At 69.2% G+C, this 13,928-nt stretch carries 13 protein-coding genes; 5 read left to right on the top strand and 8 right to left on the bottom strand.

Annotated elements, in window-relative coordinates; translation table 11 throughout:
- Positions 1–159: 159 nt before the first annotated feature.
- The 5 genes from VF289_RS17500 to VF289_RS17480 all read right to left on the bottom strand — a co-directional run bounded on the left by VF289_RS17500 (position 160) and on the right by VF289_RS17480 (position 6,935).
- Positions 160–1,644 carry an aldehyde dehydrogenase family protein gene (locus VF289_RS17500; protein WP_330885397.1) on the bottom strand — a complete coding sequence of 495 codons (1,485 nt, stop codon included), beginning with the start codon at positions 1,642–1,644 and terminating at the stop codon, positions 160–162.
- Complete coding sequence (gene betT / locus VF289_RS17495) at positions 1,637–3,883, bottom strand: choline BCCT transporter BetT (protein ID WP_330885395.1); 2,247 nt, start codon at positions 3,881–3,883, stop codon at positions 1,637–1,639. Before betT ends, VF289_RS17500 begins: the two co-directional genes overlap by 8 nt.
- A gap of 256 nt (positions 3,884–4,139) precedes the next feature.
- The gene (locus VF289_RS17490; RefSeq protein ID WP_330885393.1) at positions 4,140–4,280 is read right to left on the bottom strand and encodes a hypothetical protein; all 141 of its coding nucleotides are present in this window, start codon (positions 4,278–4,280) and stop codon (positions 4,140–4,142) included.
- Positions 4,281–4,522: 242 nt separating this feature from the next.
- On the bottom strand, positions 4,523–5,323 hold the full coding sequence (locus VF289_RS17485; protein WP_330885391.1) for a VOC family protein: 801 nt from the start codon (positions 5,321–5,323) through the stop codon (positions 4,523–4,525).
- A gap of 142 nt (positions 5,324–5,465) precedes the next feature.
- Positions 5,466–6,935: an MDR family MFS transporter gene (locus VF289_RS17480; RefSeq protein ID WP_330885388.1), complete on the bottom strand. Its 1,470-nt coding sequence runs from the start codon at positions 6,933–6,935 to the stop codon at positions 5,466–5,468.
- Between the two features lie 362 nt (positions 6,936–7,297).
- On the opposite strand from VF289_RS17480, the gene VF289_RS17475 reads away from it, so the two are divergent.
- Positions 7,298–7,969, top strand: a complete 672-nt coding sequence (locus VF289_RS17475; protein WP_330885386.1) for a dihydrofolate reductase family protein — start codon at positions 7,298–7,300, stop codon at positions 7,967–7,969.
- Positions 7,966–8,736: a DUF899 family protein gene (locus VF289_RS17470; RefSeq protein WP_330885384.1), complete on the top strand. Its 771-nt coding sequence runs from the start codon at positions 7,966–7,968 to the stop codon at positions 8,734–8,736. Before VF289_RS17475 ends, VF289_RS17470 begins: the two co-directional genes overlap by 4 nt.
- A gap of 27 nt (positions 8,737–8,763) precedes the next feature.
- Here the strand turns inward: VF289_RS17470 and VF289_RS17465 are convergent, their stop codons facing one another.
- From VF289_RS17465 to VF289_RS17455, 3 genes are all read right to left on the bottom strand, one after another.
- A complete protein-coding gene (locus tag VF289_RS17465) occupies positions 8,764–9,084 on the bottom strand; it encodes a putative quinol monooxygenase (protein ID WP_330885382.1) in 321 nt (106 codons plus the stop codon).
- A 109-nt stretch (positions 9,085–9,193) separates the two neighbouring features.
- Complete coding sequence (locus tag VF289_RS17460) at positions 9,194–9,919, bottom strand: hypothetical protein (protein WP_330885380.1); 726 nt, start codon at positions 9,917–9,919, stop codon at positions 9,194–9,196.
- Between the two features lie 315 nt (positions 9,920–10,234).
- A complete protein-coding gene (locus VF289_RS17455) occupies positions 10,235–10,579 on the bottom strand; it encodes a universal stress protein (RefSeq protein WP_330885378.1) in 345 nt (114 codons plus the stop codon).
- Between the two features lie 229 nt (positions 10,580–10,808).
- On the opposite strand from VF289_RS17455, the gene VF289_RS17450 reads away from it, so the two are divergent.
- The 3 genes from VF289_RS17450 to VF289_RS17440 are packed head-to-tail and all read left to right on the top strand — an operon-like array spanning position 10,809 to position 13,860.
- Positions 10,809–11,750: a tripartite tricarboxylate transporter substrate binding protein gene (locus tag VF289_RS17450; RefSeq protein WP_414644522.1), complete on the top strand. Its 942-nt coding sequence runs from the start codon at positions 10,809–10,811 to the stop codon at positions 11,748–11,750.
- On the top strand, positions 11,747–12,352 hold the full coding sequence (locus VF289_RS17445; protein WP_330885376.1) for a tripartite tricarboxylate transporter TctB family protein: 606 nt from the start codon (positions 11,747–11,749) through the stop codon (positions 12,350–12,352). Before VF289_RS17450 ends, VF289_RS17445 begins: the two co-directional genes overlap by 4 nt.
- Positions 12,352–13,860, top strand: coding sequence for a tripartite tricarboxylate transporter permease (locus VF289_RS17440; protein ID WP_330885374.1), 1,509 nt, complete (start codon positions 12,352–12,354; stop codon positions 13,858–13,860). The genes VF289_RS17445 and VF289_RS17440 overlap by 1 nt, the downstream gene beginning before the upstream one ends.
- Positions 13,861–13,928 lie beyond the last annotated feature (68 nt).

Genomic DNA, 13,928 nt, shown 5'->3' with positions numbered 1-13,928 from the left:
TGCTGCTTCCTGTCTGTGGAGCGGGTGGATGTGGGGCGGGTGAGCGCGGAGCGCGTGAGCGAGGCGCAGGTGAGGAGTGCGTGGGAGAGAAGTGCGTGGGAGGGGGAGGGGCCGCCCCGGTGTGCGGGTGGACGGGACGGCCCCGGTCAGCCCGGGAGGTCAGTCCTTGCGCGGGAACCAGCCGGTCACGGCCGGTTCGGTGTTCTCGTAGATGTGCTTGGCCTCGGTGTACTCCTCGAGCCCGGTGGGGCCCAGCTCGCGGCCGACGCCCGACTTCTTGAAGCCGCCCCACTCCGCCTGCGGCAGGTAGGGGTGGAAGTCGTTGATCCAGATGGTGCCGTGGCGCAGCCGCCGCGAGACCCGGTTGGCGGTGCCGGAGCTCGAGGTCCACACCGCACCGGCCAGGCCGTACTCGGTGTCGTTCGCGATCGCGATCGCCTCGTCCTCCGTGGAGAAGGTCTCCACGGTGATCACCGGGCCGAAGCCCTCCTCGACCACCGCAGGGTTCTCGGAGGTGCACCGGTCGAGGACGGTCGGGGCGAAGAAGAAGCCCTGCTCGTGCTCGGGACCGCCCCAGTGGTGGCCGGTGCGCAGGCGGGCACCGGCCTCGATGCCGCGCTGGACGTAGTCGGTGACCTTGTCGCGGTGCTCCTTGGAGATCAGCGGGCCGGTCTCCGCCGCCTCGTCGAGCGGGCCGCCCATCACGATGCCCTCGGCGCGGGCGACGAGATCGTCGACGAACTGCTCGGCGATGGTGTCCTGCAGGATCAGGCGCGTCCCGGCGGAGCAGAGCAGTCCGGAGTCCATGAACGCGGCGTTCAGCGCGTTGTCGAGCGCGGCCTCGTAGTCGGCGTCGGCGAAGATGACGTTGGGGTTCTTGCCGCCCAGCTCGAGGGCGACCTTCTTGATGTCCTGCGCGGCGGAGGCGGCGATCTTCCGCCCGGTGACCAGGCCGCCGGTGAAGGAGACCAGGTCGATCTCCGGGTGCGAGGACAGTGGAGCGCCGACCACGGCGCCGCTGCCGAGCACCAGGTTCGCGACCCCCGCGGGCAGGCCGAGCTTCTCCATCACGTCCACGATCAGGATCGTGGTGTGCGGGGTGAGCTCGGCCGGCTTGATGACGAAGGAGTTGCCGGCGGCCAGGGCCGGGGCGATCTTCCATGCGGCCTGCAGCAGCGGGAAGTTCCAGGGCGTGATCATGCCGCACACGCCGATCGGCTCGTGCACCACGCGGGAGATCACGGTGTCGTCCCCGGCATCGACCAGCCGGCCCGGGTTCTGGCCCGCGACCTTCCCGAAGTAGCGGAAGCAGGCGGTGATGTCGTCCATGTCGCCCTCGGCCTCGACCAGGCGCTTGCCGGTGTCGAAGGCCTCTGCGCGGGCGAACTCGTCCTTGCGCTCCTGGAGCTGATCGGCGACCTGCAGCAGGAAGTCACCGCGCTCGGAGGCCGGCCTGTCGGCCCAGACGCGGGACTCGAAGGCCCGGCGGGCCGCGAGGATCGCGCGCTCGACGTCCTCGGTGGTGGCCTCGGAGACGACGCCGACCTCGCGCTGATCGGCCGGGCAGATCACGGCGCGGGTCTCGCCGGAGGACGAGGGGACCCACGCTCCATCGATGAACAGGGTGGCGGTGGTGTCAGTCATGGCGCTCCTCGGAGTCGGTCGAGTCGGTGGCGTGGGTGGAGCCGGCGGACTCGGTGGCGGGGTCGATGTGGTCGGTGTCGCTCCAGGTGTCCGGCGCGGTGACCGGGATCGTGCCGGTCGCCGTGCCGATCTCGGTGCTCATCGTCAGATACATGATGTGGGCATCGTAGGAGTCCAGGACATCGGCGATGACCTGGTCCTTCGAGTAGCCCATGATGTCGCGGCCGCGGGAGCCGAGGGAGGAGAAGATCTCCACCCGGTAGTAGGTGTCCCGCACCGCGGCGAGGTTCGCGGCGAAGCTGGGCGTCGAGTACGCGACCGGGTAGGTCTGGTACTTGAAGTCCTCCGCGTCGGGGAAGGAGACGACGAGGTCCACGAACGGGATCTCGCTGTCCGGATGCGCACCGCGGTGGCAGGAGACCTCCGCGCCGAGCGTCCTCAGCTCGGCGGCGACCTCCTCGACCGCAGGGGTCGCGACGGAGTTGATGAAGGCGCTCGCCTGCTCCGCGGTGGCGTAGGACATGCGGTGCCGCAGCCGCTGGCGCCAGGAACCACGGTCGCCGCCATCTGCCTCACGGACGCGGCTGGTCAGCAGGGCGGGGAGGGTCGCCTGGCGGGATTCGAGGTTCATGCGCTCGGTGCGCAGCACCTTCCACAGGCTGAACATCACCAGGTAGATCATCACCGACAGCGGCAGTCCGACGATCACGGTCGCGGCCTGGAGCGTGTAGACACCGTCGATGAACAGCATCACCAGGGTCAGGGCGCCGGTGATCACGGCCCAGACGATGCGCAGCCACGGCGGGCCGTCGGAGTCGGTCGTGGTGGCCTTGGAGGTCATGTTCGCCATCACCAGCGAACCGGAATCCGCAGAGGTGGTGTAGAAGAACAGTCCGGTGAGCAGCGCGAGCGAGACCGTGAAGAGCGCGCCGGGGTACTGGTCGAGCAGGTTGAAGAATCCGGACTCGGGCTGGTTGATCGCGAGGTCGAGGAACGCCTCGTCCCCGAAGAAGCTCATCGCCGCGTTCCCGAAGATCGAGACCCACATCAGGATGAAGGCGAAGGGGATCAGCAGCACGCCGATGACGAACTGTCGCAGGGTGCGGCCCCGGGAGATGCGTGCCAGGAACAGGCTCACGAAGGGCGACCAGGCGATCCACCAGGCCCAGAAGAACAGGGTCCAGTCGGCCATCCACTGATCCGCGGGGTAGTCCGCCGCGCCCTCGCTGTACGCGAAGGTGTTCATCAGCATCGAGGGGAACCGCGAGAAGAAGTCGCCGATGTTCTGGACCAGGGCGTTGAGCAGCTGAGGGGTGTTCCCGGAGAACAGCACCCACAGCATCAGCACGATCGCGAGGCCCACGTTGAGCTCGGAGAGCCGGCGGATGCCCTTGTCCACGCCGGAGACCGTGGACAGGATCGTGATGAACACCGCCAGGGCCATCAGGGCGATCTGCACCGCGAGCGAGTTCGGGATGCCGAACAGTGCGGAGAGTCCGAAGTTGAGGAACACCACGCCGATGCCGAGGGACACGGAGATGCCGAAGATCGTGCCGATGGTCGCGCCGATCTCGGCGACATGGCCCACGGCGCCGTGGATCCGCCTGCCGAAGATCGGCGCGAGCGCCGAGCGGATCGACAGCGGCAGGTGGTACCGGTAGGCGAACAGGCCGAAGGCCATCCCCATCAACGCGTACATCGCCCAGCCGGGGATCCCGTAGTGGAAGATCGTCCAGACGGTGGCCATCCGGGCGGCGTCCTCGGAACCGGCCGGGACGTCCGGAGGGGTGAGGAAGTTCGTGGCCGGTCCGGAGATCCCGAAGAACATCAGGTCCACGCCGATGCCGGCCGCGAACAGCATGGCCGCCCAGGTGAACAGGTTGTACTTCGGCACCGAATGGTCTGGGCCCATCTTCGTCCCACCCACCTTGGAGAAGGCGACGATCAGCACGAAGACCACCACGAGCGCGGCGGTCAGGACGTAGTACCAGCCGAAGTTGGTCGCCACCCACGCCATGGAGCCGAAGATGACGGTCTCCGCGGTGCCGGGCCAGATCGCGGCGAAGAGCACGAAGCCGACGATGATCACGGCGGTGCCGAGGAACACCGGCCAGTTCACCGGGGAGCGGGCGGGCGCCGCCGCAGCGGCCGGGGACACGTGCGGACCGTCCCCTCCTCCGGGGCTCGCGCCGGTGCCGGGGGAGTCAGCGGGACGAGGAGAGGGCGTGGCCTCAGCCATCACGGTCCTTTCGTTCGACGTGCGAGCGGTGCGGACCTGCTCGCACGGGCGAGCGGGACCCGCAGCGGGATCGGAGCCGACGCCCGAGTGCATCCCCAGGTCGCAGGCCTTTCGACCTTAGAAGCTTTCAGAACCTGAGGCCAATGTCGCGCGGGGGAGGTGATCCAGCAGTCACCATCCGGATCCGTGAGGGGGTCAGCGGCGCGTGCCGCGAGACCGTTCCAGTGTGGCCTGCGCCACTACAGTAGTCCAGGTGTCAGCCACCGGACCGGTGGTGGGAGTGCCTCGCCGCCGTGCGCTCGTTGCCGCGCACCTCGTGCTCGATCCCCTGTGCCCCGCCCATGGGGCCCGTGTGGTGGCCGGCCCCATCGGGGACCAAGGGATTGTCGATCGCCATTCGTAGATTCCAGCGCCCCCGAGGCGGGTCGCGCTTCAGGTGCGACGTGCTTGCTCAGGACCGGGAACGGCGTCACACGACTCGGGCCCCCTGTGGTGCCGGACAGTCCACGATCTCGACCCGCGCCGGTTCCGTGCCGGCCTCGCGAGCCACGATCACAGAATGCGACAGCTGTCCGACTTCTCAAGCCCTCCAGCGCGATAACACCCCTTATCCGAGTTCCGGGTTGCCCGGATCGACCGTCACCCCTCCGCTACCGCCTCGCTCATTGCGCTGATCTGGAACGTCGCTCCCTCGGGATCGGCGATCGTGGCGATCCGCCCGAAGGGGCAGTCGATCGGACCGTCGAGCACGGTCCCGCCGTGCTCCTCGATGCGTTCGATCGCCGCGGCGGAGGAATCGACGGCGAGGTAGAAGCGCCAGCCGGCATCCTCGACGGGCATCACTCCGCTGGCATCGCACAGTCCCCAGCTCGCGGACTCCCCGGGGCCGTTGGTGGCGTAGCGGACGGAGTCATCCTCCATCGACTCGCCCATCGGCACCAGCTGTGCGTCGAACACGGAGGTGTAGAAGGCAGAGGCGGCATCGAACTGGTGGGTCATCAGCTCGAACCACACCGGGGAGCCGGGTGAGCCGGTGAACTCGTAGCCCTCGAACTCCTCGGCCTGCCACATGCCGATGGTGGCGCCGGTGGGGTCCTTCAGCATGACGTTCCGGCCGTCGGTGCCGATGTCCATGACGGGGGTGAGGGCGGTGGCGCCGTGCTCGAGGGCGGCGGCGAGGCGCGTGTCGGCGTCGTCCACGGTGAGGTAGACGTCCCAGCCGGTGGGCAGTGCCGTGCCGTCGGGCGCGGTCATCCCCGCGACCGACATGGCACCGCCCACGGGGGCGCCGTCGATGTTGGAGATGATCGCGTAGTGGCCGAACTCCGCGCCGAGGTCGCGGAAGGTCCAGCCGAAGACTCCCGTGTAGAAGGCCTTGGCGGCGTCGAGGTCCTGGACGGACAGATCGGTCCAGGTGCTGGTTCCGGTGGTCCTGCTCATGTGTGCTCCTGGAGGAGGTCGAGCACGGGGACCGGACGGTCCGCCGCCGGGGCCGCGGTGAGCGCAGTCACAGAGAGAAGTCTACGAGCTCGGCACGGCACCGCAAGGGGGCAGGGCCGTCGTCCCGTCGGGTCGTCGACGCCTACGCCTGCGGAGCGTTCTCCGGCTCCGGCTGCCGTGGCCGGGAGCCGCGCAGGAAGCAGGCGCCGATCAGGCCCAGCAGGGAGATCACCCCGGCCACCGCGAAGGCCACGTTCACGCCGTGGATCGTGCCGGCCACGCCGTACTCCTCGGGGTCACGGGCGGCGGCCGTCATCACCGTCACCAGCACCCCGGTGCCGACGGAGGCGGCGACTTGACGCATCGTGTTGTTCACGGCGGCGCCGTGGGGGATCATCAGCGGCGACAGCTGGTTCAGGGCGGCCGTGGTCACCGGCATGATCACCATCGCGGTGCCGAGCATCCGCACCGCGTTGACGATCGCGATGTAGGCGAAGGTCGTGTCCACGCTGAGGCGGGCGAGCAGGAAGCTGGTGATCATCAGCAGCGCGAAGCCGATGATCGCGAGCGCCGAGGCACCGAAGCGGTCGAAGATCCGGCCCGTCACGGGGGACATGAAACCCATGATGAGCGCACCCGGCAGCAGCACCAGCCCGGACTCCATGGCGGTGAAGTCGCTCATGTTCTGCATGAACAGGGGGATCATCAGCATCCCGCCGATCATCGCCATGAACACCAGCATGCCCAGCACGGTGCCGAGGGTGAACATGCGGTTTCTCAGCACCCGCAGCTCCAGCAGCGGCTCCTCCAGGCGCAGCTGGCGGTGGGTGAACCACACCAGCGTCAGCACGCCCACGACGAGCGGGACGAGCACCTGCCCGCTGGTCCAGCCGACGTTGCCGGCGTTGCTGAAGCCGAACAGCAGCCCGCCGAAGGCGAAGGTGGACAGGATCAGCGAGAGCACGTCCAGTCGCGGGTTCGTCTGCTCGGTGACGTTCTTCAGCGTCCGGTGCGCGAAGAGCAGCGCCCCGAGTGCGATCGGCAGCATCATCACGAACAGCACCCGCCACGACCAGTGGTCCACGATGAATCCGGAGAGGGTGGGTCCGATCGCGGGGGCGAAGGAGATCACCAGGCCGAAGGTGCCCATCGCGGTGCCGCGCTTGTGGATGGGGAAGATCGCGAACAGGATCGTCTGCATCAGCGGCATGATCATGCCGCCGCTCGCGGCCTGCACCACCCGGCCCAGCAGCAGCACGCCGTACACCGGGGCGATCGCGCAGATGACGGTCCCCACCGCGAAGATGCCCAGCGCGGCGAAGAACATCGTGCGCGTGGAGAACTTCTGGATCAGGAACGCGGTCGCCGGGATCATGATGCCGTTGACCAGCATGAACAGGGTGGTCACCCATTGCGCGGTGTTCGCGGTGATGCCGAAGTCCACCATGAACGCGGGCAGCGCCGTGTTCAGCAGGGTCTGGTTCAGGATGATGACGAACGCGCCCGCCAGCAGCACCGCCATGGTGATGTTGCGGCTGGTCTGGTCCTGGACATGCTCGTCGGGGTCCGGGGGGCTCCCGGGCGTGCTCGATCCGGTCGGCTCGTCGGCCACGGGCGTCCTCTCCTGAGTGGTGGTGTCTCGGAAGCACCGTAGGCGGAACCTGCACCGACTGCAATGTTCTTCCTCGAGGGTGTGACATGTCGTGCGGGGAATCATCGGCGGGACCGCCCGGATCCTCTGGTGATTCGCGCTCTGGCCGGTGCTGCTGCTGGCCGGGGCGAGCCTGTGACGGCACCTGCTCCACCGCGTCCCCCTGCGCTGCACGCCCTCCCTGTGGTCGATCGTGTTCCCGCTGGGGATGTTCGCCGTCGCTGACCCCGCCGGGAACCACCATGGACGCGACACCGAGGACGTGCTTGAGTGGAGGGAGCCGCGGCGAGGGCCGGGGCAGAACTCTTCGAGGAGCGATCGCCATGAGCGATGCCGAGACCAGCACCATCCCCGCAGCCTCACCCACCGGCGTCGCCGCCGGGGAGCTGCTGGTGGACTTCATCCTCTCCCTCGACGGCTGCGCCGCCGGTGACGGCTGGCCGGGATGGTGGGGGCTCGAGAGCCCCGAGTACCTCACCTGGCTGTCCGAGCAGCCGGACTCCGTCACCCTGATGGGTGCCACCACCTACCGGCTGATGTCCCAGATGGCCGAGCAGGCGCAGCGGATCGACGTCTCCGAGGAGGAGAAGGCCAGCTTCGCCCAGATGGCCGAGCTGCCGAAGGTCGTCTTCTCCTCCACCCTTCAGGAACCGCTGGCGTGGCCGAACACCACACTGATCAGCACTGATGCGGTCGAGGCGGTGCGGGAGCTCAAGCGCACGGCGACCTCGCCCCTGACCACCACCGGCAGCATACGGCTGAGCCATTCGCTGCTGAAGGCCGGGATCGTGGACCGGTTCCGGATCATCCTGTTCCCGGTGATCACCGGGCGCACCGGCCTGGAGCGGATCTGGGAGCAGTTCGAGGACTTCGGCCTCGAGCTGGCCGCCGCCCGCACCTTCGAGGGCGGTCTCCAGCTGCTCGAGTACGTCCCCACCTATCTCGCCCAGCCTCCCGGCACGGCCTGGGAACGGAGCGACGGGGAGCTGCGATGAGCGCGCCGATGGAGGACCAGCCCGGCAGGCCGGCCATCGTCGACTGGCAGCAGTGGCAGACGGCTCGCGACGGCCTGCTGGCCCGGGAGAAGGCCCACACCCGGGAGGGCGATGCGATCGCGGCCGCACGGCGCCGCCTGCCGATGGTGGAGATCGACGGGAGCGCCACGGTCACCGGCCCCGACGGCCCCGTGCCCTTTGTCGAGCTGTTCGAGGGGCGCGACCGGCTCGTGGTCTACCAGCACATGTGGCACGACGGCGCCCCGCACCAGGGCCAGTGCGAGGGGTGCACGACCACGGCCTGGCACCTCCACGATGCGACCTACCTTCAGGGCCACGGGGTCTCCCTCGCGATCCTCACCACCGGTCCCTGGGAGGAGGTTCAGCCCTTCCTCGCCTTCATGGGCTACAGGCGCGTGCCCTGGTACTCGGCGCGAGAGGCGCCGGCTCCGATCGGCGGTGACATGGGGTACCTGGCGAGCTTCCTGCGTCTCGGGGAGCGAGTGTTCCTCACCTACCGCACCACCGGTCGCGGCAATGAGCGGGTGAACTTCTCGATGGGGCTGCTGGACATGACGCCCTACGGCCGTGGCGAGGAGTGGGAGGACGTCCCGGAGGGCTGGCCCGCCGGGCGCCACGCCTGCTGGTCCTGGCGCACCGACGCCGAGGGCACCCCCACCTGGGGCGGTACCAGCAGACCGCTTCCGCAGTGGACTCGGCCCGGTGCCGCCCCGGTGACGACGCTGGGCAGGCGCGAGGCGCACTGACCCCCTCGCCAGCCCCGCCCCGGAGGTTCACTCCACGGTGATCTCTCCCATCGGGCCCCAGCCGTCGCTGTCGATCTGGTGGGAGATGATCTGCGGGGTCGCCTCGAGGTACTGCGGGAACTCCTCCTGCATCTTCTGGAAGTGCGGGGAGTTCACGTGCGGACCGGCGCCCTCGTCGGTGAACGCCTCGATGAGCACATAGGTGCTGGGCTCCTTCACGCTGCGCGACCACTCGAACCACAGGTTCCCGGGCTCGGCGAGGGTGGTCTCGGTGAACTCGCTCGCGATCTCCGGCCACCGGTCGGCGTACTCGGGCTTCACAGGGAACTTCACGTTGATGAGGATCATCGGGGGTCCTTCCGGTTGATCGTGTGGTCGGGCGCGCTCGCGGGCCCGGTGCGGCCCGCTCGCATCCAGCATCATGCCCGATCGGCCGACGGCGTTCCGTGTGCGACGCTCAGCGCGCGACGGTGTTCGATGTCGCCCCGGTGCGGGTCGAGGTCTTCGGGAACGTGAAGCGGTACTGCTTCTTCGAGCTCGAGGTGACCTTCACGGTCGCCTTCCCGTTCGAGAGCTTGACCTTCTTCACCGTCTTCCAGGTCTTCCCGGACTTCACCTGCAGGGTCGCGCTGGAGGGGTTGTAGGCCCGGTACTGGTCCCAGTCCAGGTTCAGGCTGCTCGCCTTTGCGGTGAGGGTGACGGTGCGGCCCGTGCGGCTCGAGCTGAGGGACGCCTTCGACTTGGCCCTCACGTAGAAGGACTTCGTCGTGCCGTCGGTGTAGCTGCGGTAGTCGGTGTAGGTGCCCAGGGAGTCGCGCGCGGTGTATCCGGCGACGACGTCGGCCGGGCCGATCGTGTACTTGCCCAGACCGTCCATCCACGGGCAGAGCTGCAGCCGGTTGAGGGTCTTCCCGTCCTCGGACGAGAGCCAGTTCACGAGGTCCCGGCCCCGGGTGACGTCCACGTCGATCCAGGACTCCTTGTAGTCCTTCTGCTTCTTCGTGGTCATCGAGACGGAGACCATGCGGCAGTAGCTCGAGGTGATCACCTGATCGGAGACCTTGTACGAGCTGATGTCGATCGGGCGGGTGCTCGCGCTCGCCGAGGGGACGAGGGCGACCGAGGCGAGCAGTGCGATCAGGACGGCGACCGCCGACGTCGTCAGTCGCTGGAGTCTGGACATGGGACCTCCCGGGAACGGGCTGCAGGAACATGGGGGTGATGCAGGGAGAGCGGGAAAGAGCAGGGTGAGGAGAGCGAGCGGCGCCCACCATCGGACGCGGCCTCCAGGGCCGCCTCCGGCCCTCGATGGCAGGAAGATAACCCACCGCGGGGACATTCGAGAAGAGCCCTGTTGATCACAGGGCGGGACACTGTCCTCATGCTGCGGCTACCGGCCGTCGGCCGCAGTTCTCCGACTGCTGGCTGCCGGTTGTCTGCCGTCGGCTGCCCGTTGCCGACGGCCGGTCGCGCCGGTGACCGGCGCGGGAGGGCCGGCTCAGGCCTTGATGCAGATGACCGGCTTGTTCGACTCGAGGATGATCTGCTGCGCGGAGGACCCCAGGAAGAGCTTCGCGACCGCACTGCGATGGCGCACCCCGATCACGACCGCGGAGATGTCGTCCTGCTCCGCACGGTCGATCAGGTCACCGGTGGGAGAGTGGTCCCGTTCGTCCGGGCGCTCGACCCTCTCGACCACCTCGCCGAGATCGGGGGAGGGGGTGTGCGTCCCGGACATCAGGAACAGGACCACGTCCTCCCCACGGCGGCGGGCCTCTTCGATGCCGAAGCGGTAGGCGGCCTGTCCGGCGGGGGTGTCGGTTCCGGCGACGAGGACTGACATGGATGCTCCTTCGCATGGTCTGTCCGGGCACCCTAGCTGATCTGCGGACGGACAGGGCGAGCACCACCCGTTCCATGGTTACACTGGCCGATCAGCGCACCGTGGCGCCCGTCATGGCTGTGCAGCGCCCCGAAGAAGGAGACCTGCCATCGCCCCCGCGGAGCAGCCGGAACCGCCCCGGCCCACACCGAATCCCACCCGCCGCCGAGCCCTCAGCATCGGCTTCGGCGTGCTCGCCGTCCCGGTGATCGGCATCGCTGCCGCGCAGTCCATCCGCGCCGCCGCCGGCGGCACCAATGTGCGCTCGAACCTGACCCTCATCGCACCGGCCGCGGCCGGCGGCGGCTGGGACGCCTTCCAGCGCGAGCTGCAGCAGACCATGCGCTCCAACAGCCTGGTGGGCAATGTGCAGGTGGTGAACATCCCCGGAGCCGGCGGCACCATCGCGGTGGGCAGCCTCAGCCAGCTGACGGCCCCCAACAACCTCATGGTCGGGGGCACCGGCCAGATCGCGGCGCAGATCCAGTTCGGCACCGAGGCCGTGCTCACCGACGTCACTCCCGTCGCCCGCGTCGTCGAGGAGTACGCCCTGGTCACCGTGCCGGCGGAGTCTCCGCACCAGGACCTGGACTCCCTGATCGAGGCCTGGGCCGAGGACCCGCCCGCGATGGCATGGACCGGCGGCGGCTCCTTCGACCAGCTGGTGATGACGGACCTCGCGCTCGCCGCCGGCATCGCCCCCAAGGAGACCACCTACATCTCCTCGGACGGCGGCGGGGAGGCGATCCAGGCACTGCTCAACGGCACCGCCCAGGCCACGGCCGGGGGCTTCGCGGACATGTACCCGCAGATCCAGTCCGGGCGCCTGCGCGGACTGGGCGTGGTCGCCCCCGAGCCCCTGGACGGCATCGACATCCCCACCCTGCCCGAGCTCGGGTACGACGTGACCCTCACCAACTGGCGCGCCCTGTTCGCGCCCCCCGGCGTGAGCCCGGAGGACATCGCCGACCTCGAGGAGCTGATCACCGAGGCGGTCGCGACCCCCGAATGGAAGGACGCCGTGCAGCGGTACTACTGGGAGGAAGTCCCCCTGGGCAGCGAAGAACTGGTGCAGTACGTGGCCGACGAGACCGAGCGGATCGCCGGACTGTTCGAGGAGATCAACGGATGAGCGCCGAGAACCGCGCCCCCGGGGACCCCGCGCTCCCCGAGCCGGCCACCGCTGACGCCGCCCTCGCGACCAGCGGCGGCGACAGCAGCGCAGACGCTCCCGCCCCCGGGACCGGGCAGCACGGTTTCTGGCACGGACGCTCCGCACTGCTGATGCCGGGCCTGCTCGCCGCGTTCAGCCTGTTCCTGCTCATCGGTGCCGGGCTGCTTCCCGCCGATGATGCGGACTTCCCCGGCCCCCGCTTCTTCCCCGTGCTCCTCGGGGCGATCGGCATGGTGCTGGCGGTGCTGCTCGCCCTCGGCGTGCTGCGCACCCCCGAACCGGTCACCGAGACCTCCGGGCGCCGCTACCGCACCCACTCCGACTTCGCCGCCCTGGGCTGGGTGGCCGGCGGCTTCCTCGCCTTCGCGCTGCTCATGCCGTGGCTGGGGTGGATCCTCGCCGGGGCGCTGCTGTTCTGGTGCGCCGCTCACGGGTTCGGCTCCCGCCGCCCGCTCTTCGACATCCTGATCGCGCTCTTCCTCAGCTCGGTCATCTATCTGATCTTCGGCAGCGGGCTGGGCCTGATACTGCCGTCGGGCATCCTGGGAGGAGGGTTCTGATGGAACAGCTCGACCTGCTCATGCAGGGCTTCGCGGGAGCCCTCACCCCGATGAACCTCCTGTGGGTGGTCGTCGGCTGCCTGCTCGGCACCGCCGTCGGCGTGCTGCCCGGACTCGGCTCCTCGATGGCGGTGGCGCTGCTGCTGCCGATGACCTTCGCCCTCGAGCCCACGGCGGCGTTCATCCTGTTCGCCGGCGTGTACTTCGGTGGCCTGTTCGGCGACTCGACCATGGCGATCCTGCTGAACACCCCCGGACAGGCCTCCGCCATCGCCTCCACCTTCGAGGGGCACAAGATGGCCAATGCCGGCCGGGCGCCGCAGGCGCTGGCCACCGCTGCGATCGGGGCGTTCGTGGGCGGCATGATCGCCTCGATCCTGGTCGTCTTCCTCGCGCCGACCCTCGTGGCGCTGTCCTCCAGCTTCGGCCCGCCGGAGTTCTTCGCCCTGGCGCTGTTCGCCTTCGTCGCCACCTCCTCGGTGGTCGCCGACAACGTCCTCAAGGGCCTCGCTGCTCTGGTGCTCGGCATCGGCATCACCGTGATCGGCACCGACGGCGTCACCGGACTGCCGCGCTTCACCCTGGGATCGCCGCAGCTGTTCGACGGGATCTCCCTGGTCACCGTCACGGTCGCCGTGCTCGCTCTGGGCGAGGTGCTGTTCGTCGCCTCCCGCGTGCGCCGCGACCGGCAGGACCTGCGCGTGCGGGCCGGGGGCGGAGGCGCCTTCCTCAGTCGGAAGGAGTTCGTCGAGGCGGCGCCCGCCTGGGGCCGGGGCACGGTGATCGGGCTGCCGTTCGGTGTGATCCCCGCCGGCGGCGCCGAGGTCCCCACCTTCCTGGCCTATGAGGCGGAGCGGCGTCTGGACCGACGTCGCAAGAAGCCGATGTTCGGCAAGGGCGCGATCCGCGGCCTCGCCGCCCCGGAGGCGGCGGGCAATGCCACCACCGGCATGGCGATGGGTGCGCTGCTGGCACTGGGCCTGCCCGTCTCCGCGACGGCCGCGATCATGCTCGCCGCCTTCCGCCAGTACGGGCTGCAGCCCGGGCCGCTGCTGTTCGAGAACAGCCGCGACCTGGTGTGGCCGCTGCTGGCGAGCTTCTTCCTGGCGATGGTCGTGCTGCTGGTGATCAACCTTCCCTTCGCCCAGCTGTGGGCGAAGCTGCTGCTGATCCCCAAGCCCTACCTCTACGGCGGCATCACCCTGTTCTGCGGTCTCGGGATCTGGGCGATCTCCGGGGCGGTCTTCGATCTGGTGCTGCTGCTGGTCATCGGTGTGATCGGCTTCCTGATGCGGCGCTACGACTATCCCGTCGCGCCGCTGATGATCGGCATGGTGCTCGGCCCGCTCGCGGAGTCCTCGCTGCGTGACGCGCTGCTCTCCTCGGTCGGGGATCCCCGGGTGCTGGTCTCCAGCCCGATCACGATCGTGATCTACCTGCTGCTGTTCGGTGTGATCGCCCTCTCGGTGCGTGCCGCGGTGCGCCAGCGGACACGCCGCGACCTCTGAGCGCGGCGCATGGCGCGTCCGTCGGAGGGCCCACGTGCACCCGTCGGCGGGCCCACCGCGCCGACGGG

The organism is Brachybacterium sp. (assembly GCF_036379615.1).
In the GTDB taxonomy this organism is placed as follows: Bacteria; Actinomycetota; Actinomycetes; order Actinomycetales; family Dermabacteraceae; genus Brachybacterium.
This window is presented reverse-complemented; position numbering and strand designations above follow the sequence as displayed.